Below are 19,417 nucleotides of genomic sequence, written 5' to 3' on the forward strand. Positions count from 1 at the left end.
GATTGTGCACCCTAGGGGGCACAGAGAAAGATTGTTCCTGATTTGCCACGAGGGTCAGCCAGTCAGGGGGATCGTCCAGGGGCGCAAATAGCCCGCCGCAGGTCGCTTTAATCCGGGCCTTTCTGGAATGTCACCGTCCCCGGCCCTTGCCCCTGTACTGTCATCCCGGCCGCAGCGAAGCGAAGAGCCGGGATCTCCCCCGTCGGGGCAACCCCGGCCGCCGACGTCCCGGATAACCGCTACGCGGTTTCCGGGATGACGAAGCAGGAGGGAGGGGCGTGGAGCCCTGGGGCGTGTACCACTGCGTTCCAGGGCCACTTTCGGCCGCCGGGTGCTGTACACACCCGGGCCCGCACGGTCCTTGGACGGCGCCGGGTCGCGTTCAGCGGCGGCGTTCGAGGCGTTCGAAGGTGAAGGGGCAGGCGTGGCGTTCGTCGGCTTCGTGGTGCTCGGACCAGACGATGTCCCAGTCCGCGGGGTCGAGGGCGGGGAAGAAGGTGTCGCCGGCATGGCACTCGTGCACCCGGGTCAGGTGCAGCACGTCGGCGCGCGGCAGGGTCTCCTCGAACAGGCCGGCGCCGCCGATCACGAAGGCGGGGCCGGCCTCGATGGTGGCCAGCGCCGCATCCAGATCGCGATAGACCTCGACACCCTCCGCTTGCCACTCCGCCTGGCGCGTCAGCACCAGGTTGCGGCGATTCGGCAGCGGCCGTCCGATGGATTCGAAGGTGCGCCGACCCATGATCATCGGGTGACCGGCAGTCATTCGCTTGAAGTGCTGCAGGTCCTTCGGCAGGTGCCAGGGCAGGTCGTTGTCGCGCCCGATCACGTGATCCGGATCGAGCGCGACCATCAGATGAATCTCGGGCTGGGGCATGGGGACTCCGGGAACGTTCAGATCGCGATGGGGGCCTTGATCGGGGGGTGGGACTCATAGTCTCGCACCTCGATGTCGTCGAAGGTGAAGGCGAACAGGTCGGTGACGTCCGGGTTCAGGTGCAGGGTTGGCAGCGGCAGCGGTTCGCGCCCGAGCAGTTCTTCGACCTGCTCCTGGTGGTTGCGGTAGAGGTGGGCGTCGCCGAAGGTATGGACGAACTCGCCGGGCTTCAGGCCCACCACCTGCGCGAGCATGTGGGTCAGCAGCGCGTAGCTGGCGATGTTGAACGGCACGCCTAGAAACACATCCGCGCTGCGCTGGTAGAGCTGGCAGGACAGGCGATCGTCGGCCACGTAGAACTGGAAGAGGGTGTGGCAGGGCGCCAGGGCCATGCGCCCGGCCTCCGCGTTGGCCTGTGGCGAGATGGATTCGTCCGGCAGGTCGGCCACGTTCCAGGCACTGATGATGTGGCGCCGGGAGTGGGGGCGGTTCCTCAGGTTGTCGATCAGTTCGACAAGCTGGTCGTGGCCGGCCCAGTTGCGCCACTGCGCGCCGTAGACGGGACCGAGGTCGCCGGCCGCGGTGGCCCACTCGTCCCAGATGCGGACCTTGTGCTCGCGGAGGTAGCCGACATTGGTATCACCGGCGATGAACCACAGCAGTTCGTGGATTACCGAGCGCAGATGGGTGCGTTTGGTGGTGACCAGCGGGAAGCCGTCGGCCAGGTCGAAGCGCATCTGGTAGCCGAATACCGAGCGCGTGCCGGTACCGGTGCGGTCCGGGCGGTCCGTGCCGTGGTCGCGGATGTGCCGCACCAGGTCCAGGTATTGCTGCATCTCAGGCGGTCTCCGGGGCCGGGCGGGGTGCGGGCAGGGGGTTGCGCCGCGACCAGACGATCAGGGCAACGCCGAACAGGATCACCGGCAGGGTCAGGACCTGCCCCATGGTGAGCCAGTCGAAAGCGAGGTAGCCGAGATGGGCGTCGGGCACGCGGACGAACTCGACCGCGAAACGGAAGCTGCCGTAAAGCGTCAGGAACAGCCCGGAGATCAGTCCGGTACGCCGCGGCTGGCGCGAGACGACCCACAACACCACGAACAGCACGAGCCCTTCGAGAAAGGCCTGGTACAGCTGCGACGGATGACGGGGGATGTAGTCTGCGGCCGGGAAGACCATGGCCCAGGGCAGGTCGGTGGGTTTGCCCCACAGCTCGCCGTTGATCCAGTTGCCGATGCGCCCGGCGCCCAGGCCGATCGGGATCAGGGGTGCGATGAAGTCGGTCAGACGGAAGAACGGCTGGCCGATCTTGCGGGCGTATAGCCAGCAGGTGACCAGCACGCCGGCCAGCCCGCCGTGGAAGGCCATGCCACCCTCCCAGATGCGGAACAGGCTCAGCGGGTCGGCCAGCGTCGTGTCGAGGTTGTAGAACAGTGCATAGCCGAGCCGCCCGCCGACGACGACCCCGAGTACGCCCCAGAACAGCAGGTCACCGACCTGCCAGGGGTGCAGGGGGTCCCAGTTGCGACTGCGTGTGCGCCATACGCCCAGCGCCCAGAAGGCGACAAATCCGACCAGGTATGTCAGGCCGTACCAATACAGGGTCAGTGGGCCGATGGACAGGGCGACGGGGTCGATAAACGGGTGTGTGGGCATGGGCGCTTGCGGATGAAAAACCGGCTGCACATGCTACTCGCCCGGGCCCCGGCATGCACCTGTATGCCGCTAGCCCGATCCACCTGCAAGGAGGCCGCGCGATGAATCGACTGGCCGGGGCCAGCAGCCCGTATCTGCTGCAGCACGCCGACAATCCTGTGGACTGGTACCCCTGGGGCGAGGAGGCGCTGGAGCGCGCCCGCCGCGAGGACAAGCCGATCCTGCTCTCGATTGGCTACTCTGCCTGCCACTGGTGCCACGTGATGGCGCACGAGTCCTTCGAGGACCCGGACACCGCCGCGGTGATGAACGAGCGCTTCGTCAACATCAAGGTGGACCGCGAGGAGCGCCCGGACCTCGACCGCATCTACCAGAACGCGCACATGCTGCTGTCGCAGCGCCCCGGAGGCTGGCCGCTGACCGTCTTCCTGACCCCGGACCAGGTGCCGTTTTTTGCCGGGACCTACTTCCCGAACACCCCGCGCCACGGCCTGCCATCGTTCGTGGATCTGATGACCCGGGTGTCCGATTTCCTCGCCGAGCACCCCGAGGAGATCCAGCGCCAGAACGACTCGTTGCAGCAGGCACTGGGGCGGATCTACAGCCCGGCCGGTGGCGCGATCCCGGCCCTCAGTGTCATCGACAAGGGGCGCGCCGAACTGGCGAAGACCTTCGACGAGCAGTTCGGCGGTTTCGGTGACGCCCCCAAGTTCCCGCACCCAGCCTCGCTCGAGTGGCTGGCCTGGCACTCGGCGCGCCATGGCGATGCCGAGGCGGAGCGCATGCTGGCCCGCACGCTGGGTGCGATGGCCGCCGGCGGGATCTTCGACCAGGTGGGCGGTGGCTTCTGCCGCTACTCGGTGGATGCCCGCTGGATGATCCCGCACTTCGAGAAGATGTTGTACGACAACGGTCCGCTGCTGGGGCTGTATGCCGAGCGCGCCGCGCACGGCGACGAATGCGCGCGGCGGGTGGTGGAGCCGACGGTCGCCTGGCTGGAGCGCGAGATGCGGGATCCCTCCGGGGCCTTTTATTCGAGCCTGGACGCGGACTCCGAGGGCGAGGAAGGACGCTTCTATGTCTGGGACCCGGAGACGGTCCAGGCGCTCCTGACGGAGGACGAGTGGGCCGTCGCCAGCCGGGTCTGGGGACTCAACGGCCCGGCCAATTTCGAGGGGCGCTGGCATCTGCACGAGGTGGCACCAGTGGCGACCGTCGCGGATGCGCTGGGGATCGACGAGGCGGAGGCGAACACGCGTCTGGACCGTGCCGGCGAACGCCTGCTCGCGGCACGCGAGGACCGGGTCCGACCGCATCGCGACGAGAAGATCCTGGGCGCCTGGAATGCCCTGATGATCGCGGGCCTGGCGCGTGCCGCGCGCGCCCTGGAGCGCCCGGAATGGTTGCGCCTGGCACGCGAGGCGATGACCGCCGTGCGCGAGCGTCTGTGGCGCGACGGCCGGTTGTACGCCAGCGTGCGCGAGGGGGCGACCGGCGCGATGCCGCGTGCCTACCTGGACGATCACGCCCTGTTGCTGGAGGCCACGCTGGCGCTGCTGGAGGCCGAGTGGGACAGCGACCTGCTGGCCTGGGCCACCACGCTGGCCGACACCCTGTTGGAGGAATTCGAGGACCGCGAACAGGGCGGTTTCTTCTTCACCGCCCGGGATCACGAGGCACTGATCCAGCGCCCGAAGGTCTATGCCGACGATGCCATGGCGGCCGGCAACGGGACCGCCGCTCAGGTATTGCAGAAACTCGGGTTCCTGCTGTCCGAACCCCGCTACCTGGAGGCGGCCGAGCGCACGCTGGCGAACGCCGGCCCGATGGTCGAGCAGGCGCCACTGGGCCACATGAGCCTGCTGACCGCGCTGGACATCCATTACCAGGCGCCGGCCCTGGTCGTGCTGCGGGGGCCAGCCGACGAACTTCCCGCGTGGCAGCAGCGACTGCGGGCGCAGGATGCTCCGGTGTGGACCTTCGCGATTCCCGCGCAGGCCGGCGATCTGCCCGCCGCGCTCGCGGAGAAAGCCGCCCCGGAGACGGGCGTGCGGGCCTATGTCTGTCGCGGGTTGCAGTGCGCGGCCCCGGTGACCGATCCCGTTGCGCTGGAAGGTGCGCTCGACGAGGGTTGAATCGCCCGGACTCGCACCCACGGTAGAATGCGAGCCCGTGTGTAGGAGCCTGCTTGCAGGCGAATGCCCCTGCCGGCATCTGACTCTGGCCGGGGCGTTCGCCTGCAAGCAGGCTCCTACGGGGGGTAGTCCGATTCATTGCAAAAGGGAATATTCGAATGAGCGAGAAGAAGCTGATGGATTTCGTCGCCGAGGCGCGGAAGAACGTGAAGGAGATCGCCCCGGCGGATCTTGCCGAGAAGATGGAGAACGGCGAGGACTGGCTGGTGGTGGATGTGCGCGAGCCCTATGAGTTCGAAAAGATGCACGCGCCGAACTCCATCCTGGTTCCGCGTGGCCTGCTGGAGGGTGCGGCCGATCCCAACACCCCGCACCGCATTGATGCGCTGGTGAACGCGCGCGAGAAGCCGGTGGCCGTGATGTGCGCAACCGGCGGCCGTGCCGCGATGTCCGTGCAGCGACTGCAGGACATGGGCTTTACCAACGTGGTGAACATCGCCGGCGGTATCAAGAGCTGGGAAGGCGAGGACCTGCCGGTGGAATCCGGCGCCTACACGGGCCCGCTGCCGTAGCAGAGGCTGGCGGGGCGGGGGCAGGGGCCTCCGCCCCGAACGGTGCCGTCTTCGGGCACGGTTCCGGCGGCGGGTTCATCCGACCGTCATCGTTCCTACACGGGGCGGTCAACCACGCGGCGTAGTCTCCGGGACAGTTCAACCGGAGGTCGCCACCATGAGCGAACCGCAGCTGTCCCCAGCTACACCGATCGCGGCAAACGAAACCGCCTACCGCATCCACCTCGCGTCCAGCCCGTCGGAGCTCGAGGCGGCCCAGCGCCTGCGCCACGAGGTCTTCGCTGGCGAGATGGGGGCTGCGCTTCCGGATGCTGGATCCGGTCTGGACCGGGATCCCCTGGACCCCTTCTGTCATCACCTGCTGGTGCGCGAACGGCGCTCCGGTACGGTGGTTGCCTGCACACGCATCCTCACCGAGGAGAGCGCCAGCACGGCCGGTGGCTTCTACTCGCTGTCCGAATTCGAACTGGGCCCGTTGATGAATCTCCCGGGGAAGACCCTGGAGATCGGCCGCACCTGCGTGCGCGCGGATCATCGTCAGGGGGCCGCGATCAACGCGCTGTGGACCGGCCTGGCGCGGTTTATGAACGCCCATCGTTACGACTACCTGATGGGCTGTGCGAGCCTACCATTGAGCGAGCAGACGCCGGCCCAGCTGGCCTGGCTACGCCTGTTCCATCGAGCCCCGTCACGTCTGCGGGTGACGCCGCGCCGGCCGCTGCCCAATTCCCTGACCATCTGCCATGGCACACCCAGCCGTACCGGGCTGCCGCCGTTGCTGAAAGCCTACCTTCGCCTGGGTGCCCGGGTCTGCGGCGAGGCCTGTTTCGATCCCGATTTCAATGTGGCCGACGTGCTTGTCCTGCTGGATGTGCGCGCCATGCCGGACCGTTACCATCGGCACTTCATGGGCGCTATGACGCCCGCAAGCCGAGGAACGGAGCATGACCGGAACACTGCGGGCACTGGGTAGGCTGATTCGCATCGTGCTGCACATGCTGGCGGGGGTCTGGCTGACCTGGCGGATGGTCCGCCGGGGGGCCGACTTCGCGGAACGCAGCCGCATCCGCCGCGCCTGGTACGACCGCGCGCTGTGGATCGTGGGGGTGCGGCTCCGGATCCATGGCGAGGAACCCCGGCGTACATCACTGGTGGTGGCCAACCATGTCTCCTGGCTGGATATCCCGCTAATCGGCGCCGCGATGGACACCTGTTTCCTCTCCAAGGCGGAGATCGCACGTTGGCCGATCATCGGCTGGCTCGGCCGTCAGCATGACACCCACTTCATCGAACGCGGGGCCAATCAGGCGTCGGCCCACTTCGAGGCGATGCGGGCCGGGCTCGACGAGGGCCTGCAGTTCGTGGTGTTCCCGGAAGGCACGACCAGCCGTGGCGAGTTCGTGCGCCGGTTCCACCCGCGACTGTTTGCGGCCGTGGCCGGCACCCAGCACCCGGTGCAGCCGGTGGCGCTGGCCTACGAAGGCATGCCGAACGGCCCGGTGCCGGTGTCCTACGCGGAAGACGATCGCCTGATCTCGAATGTCTGGAAGCTGTTGTGTCGGCGCGAGACGCACGTGGACCTGCATCTTCTGGCACCGCTGGAATCCGCCAACCAGGATCGGCGCAGTCTGGCCGACGGCGCCCGCAGCGCCATTGTCGATGTGCTCGGCCTGCCGGTCGATCCGCCTTCGGGGCGCGCAAGCGCCCGCGCCTCGTAGCGGCGGGCGGGGAGGGGGTTCACCATGTCGTCGCCGCTACACACGGAATCCCGCCGCCCCTCCCGCCCATGTCTGAACCTGGCCCTGGTGACCGAGACCTGGCCACCGGAGGTCAATGGTGTGGCCCATACCCTCGCGCGCTTGGTTGAGGGGATGCGCAGCCGCGGCCATCGCGTGCAGGTGCTGCGTCCGTGCCAGCCGGGCGAATCGAAGGCCGTCGTCGTGGCCCCGCTGGAGACGGATGGTTTAATGGAGGAGCGGCCACTGCCGGGGTTGCCGCTTCCGGGCTACAGCGGTTTGCGCATGGGATTGCCGGCTCGTCGGCGCTTGACGGCGCTGTGGACCGAACACCGGCCCGACGCTGTGTATGTCGCGACCGAAGGGCCGCTTGGCCACTCGGCCCTGCGCGCGGCACGGCGCCTCGGGATCCCGGTCGCCTCGGGGTTTCACACCCATTTTGATGGCTATGCCCGCTACTACGGCGTGGGCTGGCTGACACCCCTGGTGCGGGCCGTCCTGCGCCGTTTCCACAATCGCTGCGACGTAACCCTGGCCCCCACGCAGGCACTGGCCACAAGCCTTGCAGGCCATGGCTTCGAGCGCGTGCGGGTGATGGCGCGCGGCGTGGATACCCGGCACTTCACGCCGGCACGGCGATCCTCGCGCCTGCGTCGGCAATGGGGGCCCGGGCCGGTGGTCCTGTCCGTCGGCCGACTGGCGCCAGAGAAGAATCTGGGTCTGGTGGTGGAGGCCTTTCGTGCGTTGCAGGAGCGCGTGCCCGAGGCCCGCCTGGTACTGGTAGGCGACGGACCCTCCCGTGTCGCGCTTGAGCGGGCACACCCGGACCTGATCTTTACCGGGCAGCAGGTGGGGCAGGCCCTGGCCCAGCACTACGCCAGCGCCGACCTGTTCCTGTTCCCATCCACCTCCGAGACCTTCGGCAACGTGGTGATCGAGGCCATGGCCAGCGGGATCCCGGTGCTGGCCTTCGATACCGCGGCGGCGCATGAGCACGTGATCAGCGGCGTGAGCGGCGCCCGGGTGCGCTTTACCGGCGATGTGACGGCGGATGCCGCAGCCTTTGTCACGGCCGCCGCGGAACTCGCACAGATCCCGGAGGGGTGGAGCGAGATGGGGCGCCACGCCCGGGCGTGCGCCCGGGGCCTTGATTGGGTCGAGGTGGTCGCCGAGTTCGAAACGGTTTGTCTGGAAATCCTGGGAGAGCCGCGTGATGCGAGTCCTGCAATGGATGGATGAGTTCGAGTTGGCGGTCTGCGAGCAGTTCAACCATTACAATCGGCGACGCGACGTCAGCGGGTTCTTTGGCTGGATCAGCCGCCTGGGCGACGGGGTCATCTGGTATGCGCTGATGCTTGCCCTGCCACTGATTCATGGGCCGCAGGCGGCCTGGGTCAGTCTGCAGATGGCGGTAGTGGGGCTGGCCTCGCTGCCGCTCTACAAGTGGCTGAAGCGGCGCACCAGCCGGCGTCGTCCCTGCCATCGTGGTCGTCCGTTCGCGCGCACCGTGGATCCGCTGGACGAGTTCAGTTTCCCCTCCGGCCATACGATGCACGCGGTGGGGTTTGCGGTGATCCTGGTGGCCTGGTTCCCGGTGTGGGCGTGGCTGGTCGTGCCGTTCGCGGTGCTGGTGGCCGCCTCGCGGCTGGTGCTGGCCCTGCACTACCCGAGCGATGTCGCCATGGGCGCCCTGATCGGCGCAACGGTGGCTGCGACCGTTCTTGGACTGGTCAGCCTGCTCTGACAGCCGAACCTGCGTCACCCACCTTGTCATCCCGGAAACCGCGCAGCGGTTATCCGGGATCTCGTTGAACGGCCCGGGGCGTTCCCGGAGATCCCGGCTCTCCGCTTCGCTGCGGCCGGGATGACGGGGAGAGGTTTGCTCCGGCCGGGGGGGGGGCGGTGACAGCTCCGCTCCGGCCGGGATGACGAGGAGGGTTTCACTCCGGCCGGGATGGCGGGGCATTCAGGCCTTTCCGGGGTGATGGCCCACGAAATGCCCCGCCGGCTGTGTCCGGGGGCAGGGCGCGGTGTCAGCCGCGCAGGGCGAGCGCTTCCTCGTTGTAGGCGGCGTCGATGGTGACGATGGTCTTTTCCACCAGGCGGAAGCCCTCGACCGGGGCGTCGTCGCCCATGTACTTCAGGCGGGTCGGGCCGATGGACTTGACCGCCTCGGCCCGTTCCATGGTGGCGTCGGGGCTGTCGGAACCGGCGCCGTCCATCAGGGCGACCAGGACCTCGGCCGCGATGGGGTTGCGGTGGTCTCCGCTGCGCGCCTTTTCCAGTGACGCGGCGGGGTCGCCGTCCAGGAACACGCCATCCATGTGTTCGTCCAGATACTGCAGCAGTTGACTTAGCGTCATGGGGTAGGTCTCCCGTTGGGTCTCGAAGCGCCGTCATCGCCCGCAGGCGATGACGGCGGCCGGTAATGGTTCAGCCTTGCTGCGCGTAGGTGGCGCGGGCGGCGGACAGCGCACGGCCAGGGGTGACCGCGCCCATGTCGGCCAGCACGGCCTCCAGCGCGGACAGGCACAGCAGCACGTTCTTCTCGTTGGCGCCATGGCCCATCAGGCCGATGCGCCAGACCTTGCCGGCGTACGGGCCGAGACCCGCGCCGATCTCCAGGCCGTAGCGGTTCAGTAGTTCGCCACGCACCGCGGCTTCGTCGACACCTTCCGGCACGTGGATGGTGTTCAGCTGCGGCAGACGATGCTCGGCGTCGACCAGGAAGCTCAGGCCCATGGCCTCGAGGCCGGCGCGCAGGGCAGCGTGATGACGATCGTGGCGCGACCAGCTGTTTTCCAGGCCTTCCTCGGCGAGGATCACCAGCGATTCGTGCAGGGCGTACAGGGCGTTGATCGGCGCGGTGTGGTGGTAGGCACGCTTGCCGCCGCCGCCCCAATAGCCCATGACCAGGTTGAGGTCGAGGAACCAGCTCTGCACCTTGTGGCTGCGTGCCTGGATGCGTTCCACCGCGCGTTCGCTGAAGCTGACCGGCGACAGCCCCGGGGTGCAGGACAGGCACTTCTGCGAGCCGGAGTAGATCGCGTCTACGCCCCAGTCGTCCACGTACAGCGGGCTGCCGGCGAGGCCGGTGACCGAGTCGACGATGCTCAGGCAGTCATGCTCGCGGGCCAGGCGGCACAGCGTCTCGACATCCGAGCGCGCCCCGGTCGAGGTCTCGGCGTGCACGAAGGCCAGGATCTTCGCGTCCGGATTGCCCTTCAGCGCGTCCTCGACCTTCTCGGGGGAGACCGGGGCGCCCCAGTCGTCCTCGACCAGGACGGCGGTACCGCCGCAGCGCTCGACGTTCTCCTTCATCCGGGTGCCGAACACGCCGTTGATGCAGACGATGACCTTGTCACCTGGCTCGACCAGGTTCACGAAACAGGTCTCCATGCCGGCGGAACCGGGGGCGGAGACCGGCAGGGTCAGGGCGTTGTTGGTCTGGAAGGCGTACTGCAGCAGGCCCTTCATCTCCTCCATCATGCCGACAAACACCGGGTCCAGATGGCCGATGATCGGGCGGCTCATCGCGGCGAGCACGCGCGGATTCACGTCGGAGGGGCCGGGGCCCATCAGGGTGCGCTGCGGGGGGAGAAAGGATTTTGCCTGCATGGATGCGTCTACCGGATTGGAAAAGGGGGAATCTAGAGTGCTGTCGGGGCTTGGGCAAGCGCCCCTACGCACCGGCGGGAGTTGCGCCGCAGTGGCGTTCGAGCAGTGTGAGCCAGTGCTCGACCGGCGTATCGGTCCCGTACTGCAGGTGCGTCTGGCAGCCGATGTTGGCGGTTACGATGCGCGCGGGGCCGCTGGCCTCGAGGTTGTCCAGCTTGCGCTGGCGCAGACGGCCCGCCATCGCCGGCTGGAGAATGGAATAGGTTCCGGCCGAGCCGCAGCACAGATGCGGCTCGGCGACCGGCACCAGGTGGAAGCCGGCGGCCTGCAGTAGCGGTTCCACGCGGCCGGCCAGGCCCTGGCCATGCTGCAGGGTGCAGGGCGCATGCCAGGCGACGGGCGGGTGATCTGCCGGCGCCCGGATGCCGAGGCTGCGGATGGTCTGGATATCGAATAGCTCAACCGGGTCGCGGACCTGCGCCGTGAAGCGGGCGGCGCGTGCGGCATACGTCGGGTCGTCGGCCAGGATGTGCGCGTAGTCGCGCAGCATCACGCCGCAGCCGCTGGCGGTGCTGACGACGGCGTCCACCCCGTCCGCAAGGATCGACTCCCAGGCGTCGAGGTTGGCCCGGACCCGCTCGCGGGTGCGCTCTGCGAACGCCAGGTGGTGTTCCACCGCGCCGCAGCAGCGGGCCTCGCCGGCCTCGACCACCTCGATGCCAAGGCGCCCGAGCAGGCCCCGGAGTGCGGCGTTGATGCGGGCGTCGATCGCATCGTGCACGCAGCCGCCGAGCAACAGCACGCGCCCGTGGGGAAAGCCCGCCGGAGTCACCGCGCCAATGCGGGTTGCACCGGCCCGGGCACCGTGGCGTGCGGGCACGCGGCGCTTCAGGGTGGCGGGCAGCAGTGGGCGGGCCAGGCGGCCGAGCCCCAGGGCGAGACGGAACGGCCAGCGCGCCGGCAACGCGCGGACCAGCAGGGTGCGCAGCAGCCGGTCGCGCCAGCCGCGCGGGAGGTCTTCCTCGATCACCTCCCGGCCGAAGGCGACCAGGTGGTTGTAATCGACCCCGGAGGGGCAGGTGGTCATGCAGTTGAGACAGGTCAGGCAGCGGTCCAGGTGGGTGCGGGTGGTGGTATTGGCCTCGCCGCTCTCCAGGACCTGCTTGATCTGGTAGATGCGTCCGCGCGGGCCGTCCAGCTCGTCACCCTGTTCCTGATAGGTGGGGCAAGTCGCGTTGCAGAAGCCACAGTGCACGCAGGCACGCAGGGCGTCTTCGGCGATGCGCGCCGCCGGATCATTCTCGAAGCGCGGGTGCAGGCGAGTTTCCATGGCCTCAGCTCGTCGGCACGGTGCGTGGATGAGGGGTGATCAGCGGGGCGAAGAACACGCCGTCAGGGTCCAGGGCGGCGCGGACCTCGCCCTCCAGGCGCGCATGGGCCGGTGCGCGGGGGTGCAGCCAGGCTGCCCCGGCCGGATCGCCGGACCACAGGCGGGCGTGTCCGCCCGCTTGCTCGGTGGCAGCGCGCACTGCGTCCGGGGTGGCCGTGGAGCGCAGCCAGCGCTCGCCGCCGCCCCAGTTGAGCAGCCATTCGCCGGGCAGATCCAGCGGCGGGGTGGCGGGCGGCAGGCTCAGACGCCACAGGCGCTCGCCGCGGGCCATGGGTCGGGTGAGGAAGGGCAGGTGCCGATCGCGCAGTTGCGCCCAGAAGGCCGGGCCGTCGATATCCGGTGCCGCGCCCAGGCGCTCGGCGGCCTCCTGCACGGCCTCCTGGCCACCGCCCAGGCGGATGTGGCCGATACCGTCAGCCCAGGCCAGGCCCGAGAACGGCAGGGCGGTTCGGCCCCAGTCGCGCGCCTGCTCGATGAAGGCTGCGGCGGAGCTCTCCTGGCGCAGCCAGGCCTGGTAGGCGGGGGCGGGCAGCAGCTTGAAGCTGACCTCCAGCAGCAGGCCCAGGCTGCCGAGGCTGCCGGCCATCAGCCGCGAGACGTCGAAGCCGGCGACGTTCTTCATCACTTCGCCGCCGAAGCGCAGGATCTCGCCGCGACCGTTGACGATGCGGGTGCCAAGCACGGCGTCGCGCAGGCTGGCGGTCCAGGGGCGGCGTGCGCCGGACAGGCCCAGGGCCACCATGCCGCCCACGGTGCTGGACGGCGTGGGCATGGCCGGTTCGAAGGGCAGCATCATGTCCACCTCTTCCAGCGCGGCCTGCAGTTCCATCACCGGCGTGCCGGCGCGCACGGTCACCACCAGCTCGCTGGGTGCGAGGTTGACGATGCCGTGATGGCCGCTGGCCTCCAGTGGCTGGACATCCGGTTCGAAGCCCGTGGGGAAGGCCCGCGCGCGCTGATTGCCGCCGCCGGCGATCGCCAGGCGGTGCCCGGCGGCGACGGCCGTTCGGATGCGCTCGGCCAGCCCGGCGGACTGGTCGGTTCCAGTATCCATAGGTGTGCTCGCGAAGCTGGGGGCTAGCCGGTCTCGAGGGTCAGGCGCACGCGCTCCAGACGATGGCGTACCTCGCCGGCCAGGTCTTCGACACCGGGTTTGTCGACCAGCCCCATGACCGCGACCGGGTCCATGAAGCCGACCGTGCAGGTGCCGTTCTCGTTGTCCTGCACCAGCACGTTGCAGGGCAGCAGCAGGCCGATGTTGGGGTCGGCCTCGACGGCCTGGCGTGCAAGGTTCGGGTTGCAGGCGCCGAGGATGCGGTAGGGGCGATGCTCCAGATCCAGTTTCTTCTTGAAGGCCGCAGCGACGTCGATATCGCTGAGGATGCCGAAGCCCTCCTCGCCGAGGGCGGCCGTGGTCTGCGCGATCACGTCCTCGATGCCGCCCTTCACGATGACATTGAAGCCGTAGTTGGGTTGTTCCATTGCGGTGTACTCCGATTGCGGTTCGTGGTTACGCCGAAAGGGCGGGGGTGTCGGCGGAAGGGCCGCGCCCCGGCGGTTCCGCGCGTCGGCGCTGATTCCAGACTACCAGCAGTCCCAGCGCCAGGGCCGGAAGGTAGAACCAGTATGGGCTGGGGCGCTCGGTCGGCACCAGTACGCCGGTGATGGTCCAGCCACCCTCCAACCCTACGCGGCCGGCCGGGCTGCCGAAAGCGACCGTCTGGATCTGTGCCTTCTGGTCGGCGGGCCCGAAGGCCTCGAAGCGGCCGCTGCCATGATGGGCGTGGTACTGGAGATCCGACTGGGCCACGCCGAAGTCCATGTCGCCGGAACGCACCATGTTCAGGTTGAATACCGAACCGCCCGTACTCTCCGCGGTACAGCGCATCCCGTGGCTGTCGCGGCGGGTGTTGAACAGCCGGCACAGGTGCTGGCCGGCCGGGTAGTACACACCGGTGACGCCGCCGGTGCCGATGTTGATGAAGCGTTGTTCCGCCTGGGCCAGGGGTGCGAGCAGCAACAGGCCGAGGGCAAGCAGCCCACCGGTCAGGTGCCGGGTGCGGCGTCTCGCGGTGCGGTGGTCGGGTCGTCCTCGCATACGGGCTCCGGGGAACAGGCGATTTCGGAAGTGTAGGGAATCGCGGGCCAATGTACACGGTCGCAGCCGGCTGCCAGGGCCACCTACGTGTAGCCCCGCCGCCGGGCAGGGCGTAGTGTAGGAGGTTCACCCCAAGAGGCCCCGTTCATGTGGCTCGAGACCCGTTGTGACTTCGAGTTCGAGATCGTCGAACCCACGCCGTTTGTGCTGATGCTGCGACCGCGCAGTGGCCCGCTGCAATGGGTCGCGCGCGAGGAATATCGCCTGGTGCCGACGGCGCCGGTGTCCGAGTTCGTCGACATCTACGGCAACCTCTGCCAGCGCCTGATCGCGCCGCCAGGGACGTTCTCCATCCATACCGCGGCGGAGGTGCAGACGGCCGAGGCCCTCGACCGGGCCCCGGGCGCACCGTTTGTCGAGGTGCAGTCCCTCCCGGATGCCGTACTGAGTTATCTCCTGCCGAGCCGGTTCTGCGAATCGGATCGCTTCAACCTGATGGCGACCGAGATCACCGCGGGCCAGCGGCTGGGCTATGACCAGGTGGCGGCCATCGAGCAGTGGCTGCGTGAGCGCATCGCGTTTCTTCCGGGCAGCAGCGACATCCCGATCTCGGCCGCGGAGGTGAATCAGCGCGGGAGCGGGGTGTGTCGCGACCTGGCGCATCTCGGGATTGCACTGTGCCGCAGTCTCAGTATCCCGGCGCGCATGGTGGTCGGGTATCTGCACGGCCTGCAGCCGATGGACATGCATGCCTGGTTCGAGGCCTTCGTCGGGGGGCGCTGGTACACCTTTGATGCGACCCAGGCCGAGTTGCGGGGTGGCTACGTGGTCGTGGGCTACGGCCGTGATGCGGCCGATGTGGCGGTCTACAACCAGTTCGGCCTGCCGGTATACCCGACCCGCCACGACGTCGACGTCCGTCGAATCGAAGGGCCGAACTAAGGCGTTGGAGCAAGCGCACGCGGCCCGTTTTCCGGATGAGCGGAAGGGGTTTGTGCCTCTGGTCTTCCCGGGGTGTGGCCGGGCATCAAAGTGCCTGATCGGACTTGCGAAACACCGGTCTTGGAAGGGGGCTCGGTGGTCCGCAGCGGCCGTGTCGGGAGACGTCCGGCCTGAAAAGAAGGGCCGGATGGCGTATGATTGGCGGCCTTTTTGCGGCAGCGCCCCAAGTAGCTGGCGCGCCGAAATCCGCTGAATCCAACGCTTTGAACGGGAGACCCGAATGTTTTCGATTGACATGAGTATCCACGGCTACGACGACGACCTCTGGAATGCCATCCGCGACGAGTCGCAGCGTCAGGAAGAGCACATCGAGCTGATCGCGTCGGAAAACTACACCAGCCCGCGCGTGATGGAAGCGCAGGGTTCGGTGCTGACCAACAAGTACGCCGAGGGCTACCCGGGCAAGCGCTACTATGGCGGTTGCGAGCACGTCGACGTGGTTGAGCAGCTGGCGATCGATCGCCTCAAGCAGCTTTACGGCGCCGACTACGCCAACGTGCAGCCGCATTCCGGCTCCCAGGCCAACGCCGCGGTGTACATGGCCCTGCTGCAGCCGCATGACACCGTCCTGGGCATGAGCCTGGACGCCGGCGGCCACCTGACCCACGGTGCCAAGCCGAACTTCTCCGGCAAGATCTACAACGCGGTGCAGTACGGCATCACCGACGAGGGCCTGATCGACTACGACGAGGTCCAGCGCCTGGCCACCGAGAACCAGCCGAAGATGATCGTCGCCGGCTTCTCCGCCTATTCGCGCGTGGTCGACTGGAAGCGCTTCCGCGAGATCGCGGATAGCGTCGGTGCCTACCTGATGGTCGACATGGCCCACGTCTCCGGCCTGATCGCTGCCGGCGAGTACCCCAACCCGATCGACCACGCCCACGTGGTCACCTCCACCACGCACAAGTCCCTGCGCGGGCCGCGTGGCGGCTTCATCATCTCCAAGGGGCAGCCGGAACTGAACAAGAAGTTCCAGTCGCTGATCTTCCCGGGCACCCAGGGTGGTCCGCTGATGCACGTGATCGCCGGCAAGGCGGTGGCGTTCAAGGAGGCCCTGGAGCCGGAATTCAAGACCTACCAGAAGCAGGTGATCGCCAACGCCCGCGCGATGGCCGAGGTGCTGGTGGAGCGTGGCTTCGATATCGTCTCCGGCGGTACCGACAACCACCTGTTCCTGCTGAGCCTGGTCGCCAAGGGCATGACCGGCAAGGCCGCGGATGCCGCGCTGGGCCGCGCCAACATCACGGTCAACAAGAACGCCGTTCCGAACGATCCGCAGTCCCCGTTCGTGACCTCCGGCATTCGCATCGGCACCGCCGCGCTGACCACTCGCGGCTTCACCGAGTCCGAGTCCCGCGAGCTGGCCGGCTGGATCGCCGACGTGCTGGATGATCACGAGAACGAGCAGGTGATCGACGCGACCCGCGAGAAGGTCCTCGAGATCTGCCGTCGCTTCCCGGTGTACGGTCACGGCGAATAACCACCGCCAGTTGGCCGGCTGACGGGGCCCGGGATGCGCTGTCCGTCCTGTCATGATCAGGACACCCGCGTGGTCGATTCGCGGGTGGCCGGCCCGGAGCAGGAACAGATCCGGCGCCGGCGGCAGTGCCGTGCCTGTGGTGCGCGCTTTACCACCTTCGAGCGGGCGGAGTTCAGCCTGCCGCGGGTGGTCAAGCGTTCCGGTGAACGGGTCGCCTTCGACGAGGAAAAGCTGCGCAGCGGACTGCGCCGGGCACTGCACAAGCGCCCGGTGAAGACCGATGATGTCGAGCGCGTGATCGACGACATCAAGCGCCAGCTTTCGGCCGTCACGGCCCCCGAGGTGAAGTCCGACCGCATCGGCGAAATGGTGCTGGCGGCCTTGCACGGGCTGGACCATGTGGCCTATATCCGTTTTGCCTCTATCTATCTCAGCTTCGCCAGTGTGCAGTCCTTCCGTGAGGCGATCGAACGGCTGGAGGATGACCTCAGCCCGGAGATGCGCCGTTCGCAGATGCGTCTGATCGACGAGGAGGCGACCGGAAACGCCCCGGAATCCGCGGCGGACGGGCGGGCCACCCCGGAGACGGACGGCGGCTCGCAGGAGGGGATGTAATGGAAGCGCCGACGACCGAGCAGGTCATTGCCGACCGCCGGCACATGGCGCGCGCCCTGAAACTGGCGGATTACGGCCGCTTCACCGCGGATCCGAATCCGCGGGTGGGCTGCGTTATCGTGCGCGACGGCCGGGAGGTAGGCGCGGGCCTGCACTGGAAGGCCGGCGAGGTGCATGCCGAGGTGAACGCGCTGCAAGCGGCCGGTGAGGCCGTGCAAGGCGCGACCGCCTACGTGACCCTGGAGCCCTGCAGTCATCAGGGCCGCACCCCGCCGTGTACCGATGCGCTGATCCGGGCGGGCGTCGCGCGGGTCGTGATCGCGATGCTGGATCCGAACCCACAGGTATGCGGGGGCGGGATCGATGCCTTGCAGGCGGCCGGTATCCGGGTCGACAGCGGCGTGCTGGAGGCCGAGGCACGGGCGCTGAACCCCGGCTTCGTGCAGCGCATGGAGCAGGGGCGCCCCTGGGTGCGGGTCAAGCTGGCCGCGAGCCTGGACGGGCGGACGGCCATGGCCTCCGGCGAGTCGCAGTGGATCACCGGCGAGGCCGCGCGGCGCGACGTGCAACTGTGGCGGGCGCGGGCCGGGGCGATCGTCACCGGCAGTGGCACCGTGGTCGGCGACGACCCGCGCCTGAATGTGCGCATGAAGCCGTTTGATCTGGCTGCCCATGCCGGCTTCCCGGATGACCCGCGGTATCACGATCTGCCGACCCGGCAGCCACTGCGCGTCATCCTCGATGCGCGCCTGCGCACGCCCCCGGGCTCGCAGATCCTGCGTGACGGGCCGGTCTGGATCCTCACCAGTCCCGATGTGGTGGGCTCGCCTGCGGCGGATGCCCTGCGCGGCAAGGGTGCCGAGGTGCGGGCCGTGCCGCTGGCGGAGGAATCTGCCGAGGGCGGGCTTGATCTGGGTGCGGTGCTTACGGAGCTGGGACGGGCAGAGGTCAACGAGCTCCACGTGGAATCCGGCCCCGGCCTGGCCGGTGCGCTCGCCCGCGGTGGCTGGGTTGACGAGTGGCTGATCTACCAGGCGCCGTTGCTGATGGGCTCCAGCGCCCGTCCCCTGGTGGAGTGGCCACTGGCCCGCATGGCCGAACGCGCCGAACTCGAAGTCATCGACACCCGCTGGGTCGGCGATACCCTGCGCCTGCTTGCCCGTCCGCGTTCCTAAGGGCTTGTTTGCATCACGTAGCGCACGACGACAGGAAGAGCGGGCAGGGCAAGTCGCAAGAGCGATCGACAGGAAGACGGGGAGGATGATGGAGCTCGAGGCGCGGCAATCCAACGCCTCGGCGCTGGATAAACCATAGGGCCCCCTGTTCGGCTTCGTTCTAAGCGCCTTCCGATCTGCAATCGCCATTGACCCTGCTTCGTGTCTTCGTGGGCTTCGTGATGGCCCTTGAAGGACTTGCGAGGACCGGCGTTGCCACTATAAACGCCCGGGTCGTGGTGCGAATTCATTAGCGTTTCCCTATGATGGGGCGCCTGTGGCCCGGCATTGTGCTCCGGACCCGACCGAACGAGTGGACATCCATGTTTACCGGAATCATCGAGACCCTTGGCAGCCTGGAGCGCCTCACCCCCAGCGGGGGCGATGTGCGCTTGCACGTCAATGCGACCGGGATGGACCTGTCGGATACCCGCCTGGGGGATTCCATCGCGGTCAATGGGGTCTGCCTGACGGTGACCGATCTGCCGGGTAATGGCTTTGCCGCCGATGTCTCGCGGGAGTCGCTGGATGTCACCACGCTGGGCCATCTCGGTCCGGGGGATCGGGTGAATCTCGAACGCGCGCTGGCGCTGGGTGATCGCCTGGGCGGGCACATGGTGTCCGGGCATGTCGACGGTGTGGGCGAAGTCGTGGCGATGGAGCCGGACGCGCGCTCCACCCGCGTGCGTTTTCGCGCGCCGGCGGCGCTGGCTCGCTACATCGCGGCCAAGGGCTCGATCACCATCGACGGCACCAGCCTGACGGTGAACCGGGTGGACGGCGCCGAGTTCGAGGTCAACATCATCCCGCACACCTGGTCACTGACCCGGTTTGCCGTGTACGCAGTGGGCACGCCGGTCAACCTGGAGGTGGACCTGATCGCCCGCTATCTGGAACGCCTGATGCTGGGCGATCGAGCGGCCGAGCCGGGTACCCAGGCGGGCGATCTGTCCGAGGCCTGGCTGGCCGAGCAGGGCTTTCCCAATCACTCCGGTTCGCGCGACTAACTGCGCGGCCGAAAGCAGGA

Annotated in this window: 19 protein-coding genes and 2 pseudogenes; 11 read left to right on the top strand and 10 right to left on the bottom strand. The window is 68.2% G+C overall.

The window, feature by feature from the left end; translation table 11 throughout:
• Positions 1-382: 382 nt before the first annotated feature.
• The 3 genes from TVD_RS04155 to lgt are packed head-to-tail and all read right to left on the bottom strand — an operon-like array spanning position 383 to position 2,530.
• A complete protein-coding gene (locus TVD_RS04155) occupies positions 383-877 on the bottom strand; it encodes a dihydrofolate reductase (RefSeq protein ID WP_047250888.1) in 495 nt (164 codons plus the stop codon).
• 17 nt (positions 878-894) lie between these two features.
• Entirely contained in the window at positions 895-1,713 is an 819-nt protein-coding gene (locus tag TVD_RS04160) for a thymidylate synthase (RefSeq protein ID WP_018951169.1), read from the bottom strand.
• Position 1,714: 1 nt separating this feature from the next.
• Positions 1,715-2,530 (bottom strand): prolipoprotein diacylglyceryl transferase, encoded by an 816-nt coding sequence (lgt, locus tag TVD_RS04165; RefSeq protein ID WP_018146122.1) that lies wholly within the window; start codon positions 2,528-2,530, stop codon positions 1,715-1,717.
• A gap of 101 nt (positions 2,531-2,631) precedes the next feature.
• Here lgt and TVD_RS04170 point away from each other — a divergent pair, with 101 nt between their 5' ends.
• The 6 genes from TVD_RS04170 (at position 2,632) to TVD_RS04195 (ending at position 8,717) form a co-directional block, all read left to right on the top strand.
• Positions 2,632-4,665 (top strand): thioredoxin domain-containing protein, encoded by a 2,034-nt coding sequence (locus TVD_RS04170; RefSeq protein WP_047250889.1) that lies wholly within the window; start codon positions 2,632-2,634, stop codon positions 4,663-4,665.
• A 158-nt stretch (positions 4,666-4,823) separates the two neighbouring features.
• Positions 4,824-5,237 (top strand): rhodanese-like domain-containing protein, encoded by a 414-nt coding sequence (locus tag TVD_RS04175; RefSeq protein ID WP_018146120.1) that lies wholly within the window; start codon positions 4,824-4,826, stop codon positions 5,235-5,237.
• 157 nt (positions 5,238-5,394) lie between these two features.
• Entirely contained in the window at positions 5,395-6,210 is an 816-nt protein-coding gene (locus TVD_RS04180; protein WP_018951172.1) for a GNAT family N-acetyltransferase, read from the top strand.
• Between the two features lie 4 nt (positions 6,211-6,214).
• Positions 6,215-6,955: a lysophospholipid acyltransferase family protein gene (locus TVD_RS04185; protein WP_047251901.1), complete on the top strand. Its 741-nt coding sequence runs from the start codon at positions 6,215-6,217 to the stop codon at positions 6,953-6,955.
• Positions 6,956-6,979: 24 nt separating this feature from the next.
• Complete coding sequence (locus TVD_RS04190) at positions 6,980-8,212, top strand: glycosyltransferase family 4 protein (RefSeq protein ID WP_047250890.1); 1,233 nt, start codon at positions 6,980-6,982, stop codon at positions 8,210-8,212.
• Positions 8,187-8,717 (top strand): phosphatase PAP2 family protein, encoded by a 531-nt coding sequence (locus TVD_RS04195; protein WP_205622086.1) that lies wholly within the window; start codon positions 8,187-8,189, stop codon positions 8,715-8,717. Before TVD_RS04190 ends, TVD_RS04195 begins: the two co-directional genes overlap by 26 nt.
• A gap of 289 nt (positions 8,718-9,006) precedes the next feature.
• Here TVD_RS04195 and TVD_RS04200 read toward each other — a convergent pair whose 3' ends face one another.
• The 7 genes and pseudogenes from TVD_RS04200 to TVD_RS14835 all read right to left on the bottom strand — a co-directional run.
• A complete protein-coding gene (locus TVD_RS04200; RefSeq protein ID WP_018169389.1) occupies positions 9,007-9,336 on the bottom strand; it encodes a hypothetical protein in 330 nt (109 codons plus the stop codon).
• Between the two features lie 70 nt (positions 9,337-9,406).
• Complete coding sequence (locus TVD_RS04205) at positions 9,407-10,591, bottom strand: pyridoxal-phosphate-dependent aminotransferase family protein (protein ID WP_047250892.1); 1,185 nt, start codon at positions 10,589-10,591, stop codon at positions 9,407-9,409.
• Between the two features lie 64 nt (positions 10,592-10,655).
• On the bottom strand, positions 10,656-11,921 hold the full coding sequence (gene glcF / locus TVD_RS04210) for a glycolate oxidase subunit GlcF (RefSeq protein ID WP_047250893.1): 1,266 nt from the start codon (positions 11,919-11,921) through the stop codon (positions 10,656-10,658).
• Between the two features lie 4 nt (positions 11,922-11,925).
• A complete protein-coding gene (glcE, locus tag TVD_RS04215) occupies positions 11,926-13,035 on the bottom strand; it encodes a glycolate oxidase subunit GlcE (RefSeq protein ID WP_047250894.1) in 1,110 nt (369 codons plus the stop codon).
• Positions 13,036-13,058: 23 nt separating this feature from the next.
• Complete coding sequence (locus tag TVD_RS04220) at positions 13,059-13,463, bottom strand: DUF302 domain-containing protein (RefSeq protein WP_018146111.1); 405 nt, start codon at positions 13,461-13,463, stop codon at positions 13,059-13,061.
• A gap of 28 nt (positions 13,464-13,491) precedes the next feature.
• Positions 13,492-13,734 (bottom strand): annotated as a pseudogene (locus TVD_RS14830) (DUF3394 domain-containing protein); the annotation flags it as partial.
• Positions 13,723-14,079 (bottom strand): annotated as a pseudogene (locus TVD_RS14835) (TAXI family TRAP transporter solute-binding subunit); the annotation flags it as partial. The pseudogenes TVD_RS14830 and TVD_RS14835, both read right to left, overlap by 12 nt.
• Positions 14,080-14,226: 147 nt before the next feature.
• On the opposite strand from TVD_RS14835, the gene TVD_RS04230 reads away from it, so the two are divergent.
• The 5 genes from TVD_RS04230 to TVD_RS04250 all read left to right on the top strand — a co-directional run bounded on the left by TVD_RS04230 (position 14,227) and on the right by TVD_RS04250 (position 19,397).
• Positions 14,227-15,021, top strand: coding sequence for a transglutaminase-like domain-containing protein (locus TVD_RS04230; RefSeq protein ID WP_047250895.1), 795 nt, complete (start codon positions 14,227-14,229; stop codon positions 15,019-15,021).
• Positions 15,022-15,301: 280 nt separating this feature from the next.
• Positions 15,302-16,561 (top strand): serine hydroxymethyltransferase, encoded by a 1,260-nt coding sequence (gene glyA, locus TVD_RS04235; RefSeq protein ID WP_018146107.1) that lies wholly within the window; start codon positions 15,302-15,304, stop codon positions 16,559-16,561.
• 33 nt (positions 16,562-16,594) lie between these two features.
• Positions 16,595-17,176 (top strand): transcriptional regulator NrdR, encoded by a 582-nt coding sequence (gene nrdR / locus TVD_RS04240; RefSeq protein WP_018176383.1) that lies wholly within the window; start codon positions 16,595-16,597, stop codon positions 17,174-17,176.
• Positions 17,176-18,351, top strand: coding sequence for a bifunctional diaminohydroxyphosphoribosylaminopyrimidine deaminase/5-amino-6-(5-phosphoribosylamino)uracil reductase RibD (gene ribD / locus TVD_RS04245; RefSeq protein ID WP_019571436.1), 1,176 nt, complete (start codon positions 17,176-17,178; stop codon positions 18,349-18,351). Before nrdR ends, ribD begins: the two co-directional genes overlap by 1 nt.
• A 362-nt stretch (positions 18,352-18,713) precedes the next feature.
• On the top strand, positions 18,714-19,397 hold the full coding sequence (locus TVD_RS04250; RefSeq protein WP_018951181.1) for a riboflavin synthase: 684 nt from the start codon (positions 18,714-18,716) through the stop codon (positions 19,395-19,397).
• The last annotated feature ends 20 nt before the right edge of the window (positions 19,398-19,417 follow it).

The sequence above is a fragment of the Thioalkalivibrio versutus genome, assembly GCF_001020955.1.
In the GTDB taxonomy this organism is placed as follows: domain Bacteria; phylum Pseudomonadota; class Gammaproteobacteria; order Ectothiorhodospirales; family Ectothiorhodospiraceae; genus Thioalkalivibrio; species Thioalkalivibrio versutus.

What these genes read in the sequence shown, in the direction of transcription:
- glcE (WP_047250894.1), bottom strand. Translation starts at nt 13,035, where the DNA reads ATGGATACTGGAACCGACCAGTCCGCCGGGCTGGCCGAGCGCATCCGA.
- glcF (WP_047250893.1), bottom strand. Translation starts at nt 11,921, where the DNA reads ATGGAAACTCGCCTGCACCCGCGCTTCGAGAATGATCCGGCGGCGCGC.
- TVD_RS04180 (WP_018951172.1), top strand. Translation starts at nt 5,395, where the DNA reads ATGAGCGAACCGCAGCTGTCCCCAGCTACACCGATCGCGGCAAACGAA.
- nrdR (WP_018176383.1), top strand. Translation starts at nt 16,595, where the DNA reads ATGCGCTGTCCGTCCTGTCATGATCAGGACACCCGCGTGGTCGATTCG.
- TVD_RS04175 (WP_018146120.1), top strand. Translation starts at nt 4,824, where the DNA reads ATGAGCGAGAAGAAGCTGATGGATTTCGTCGCCGAGGCGCGGAAGAAC.
- TVD_RS04230 (WP_047250895.1), top strand. Translation starts at nt 14,227, where the DNA reads ATGTGGCTCGAGACCCGTTGTGACTTCGAGTTCGAGATCGTCGAACCC.
- TVD_RS04155 (WP_047250888.1), bottom strand. Translation starts at nt 877, where the DNA reads ATGCCCCAGCCCGAGATTCATCTGATGGTCGCGCTCGATCCGGATCAC.
- glyA (WP_018146107.1), top strand. Translation starts at nt 15,302, where the DNA reads ATGTTTTCGATTGACATGAGTATCCACGGCTACGACGACGACCTCTGG.
- TVD_RS04195 (WP_205622086.1), top strand. Translation starts at nt 8,187, where the DNA reads ATGCGAGTCCTGCAATGGATGGATGAGTTCGAGTTGGCGGTCTGCGAG.
- ribD (WP_019571436.1), top strand. Translation starts at nt 17,176, where the DNA reads ATGGAAGCGCCGACGACCGAGCAGGTCATTGCCGACCGCCGGCACATG.
- TVD_RS04250 (WP_018951181.1), top strand. Translation starts at nt 18,714, where the DNA reads ATGTTTACCGGAATCATCGAGACCCTTGGCAGCCTGGAGCGCCTCACC.
- TVD_RS04170 (WP_047250889.1), top strand. Translation starts at nt 2,632, where the DNA reads ATGAATCGACTGGCCGGGGCCAGCAGCCCGTATCTGCTGCAGCACGCC.
- TVD_RS04160 (WP_018951169.1), bottom strand. Translation starts at nt 1,713, where the DNA reads ATGCAGCAATACCTGGACCTGGTGCGGCACATCCGCGACCACGGCACG.
- lgt (WP_018146122.1), bottom strand. Translation starts at nt 2,530, where the DNA reads ATGCCCACACACCCGTTTATCGACCCCGTCGCCCTGTCCATCGGCCCA.
- TVD_RS04220 (WP_018146111.1), bottom strand. Translation starts at nt 13,463, where the DNA reads ATGGAACAACCCAACTACGGCTTCAATGTCATCGTGAAGGGCGGCATC.
- TVD_RS04205 (WP_047250892.1), bottom strand. Translation starts at nt 10,591, where the DNA reads ATGCAGGCAAAATCCTTTCTCCCCCCGCAGCGCACCCTGATGGGCCCC.
- TVD_RS04190 (WP_047250890.1), top strand. Translation starts at nt 6,980, where the DNA reads ATGTCGTCGCCGCTACACACGGAATCCCGCCGCCCCTCCCGCCCATGT.
- TVD_RS04200 (WP_018169389.1), bottom strand. Translation starts at nt 9,336, where the DNA reads ATGACGCTAAGTCAACTGCTGCAGTATCTGGACGAACACATGGATGGC.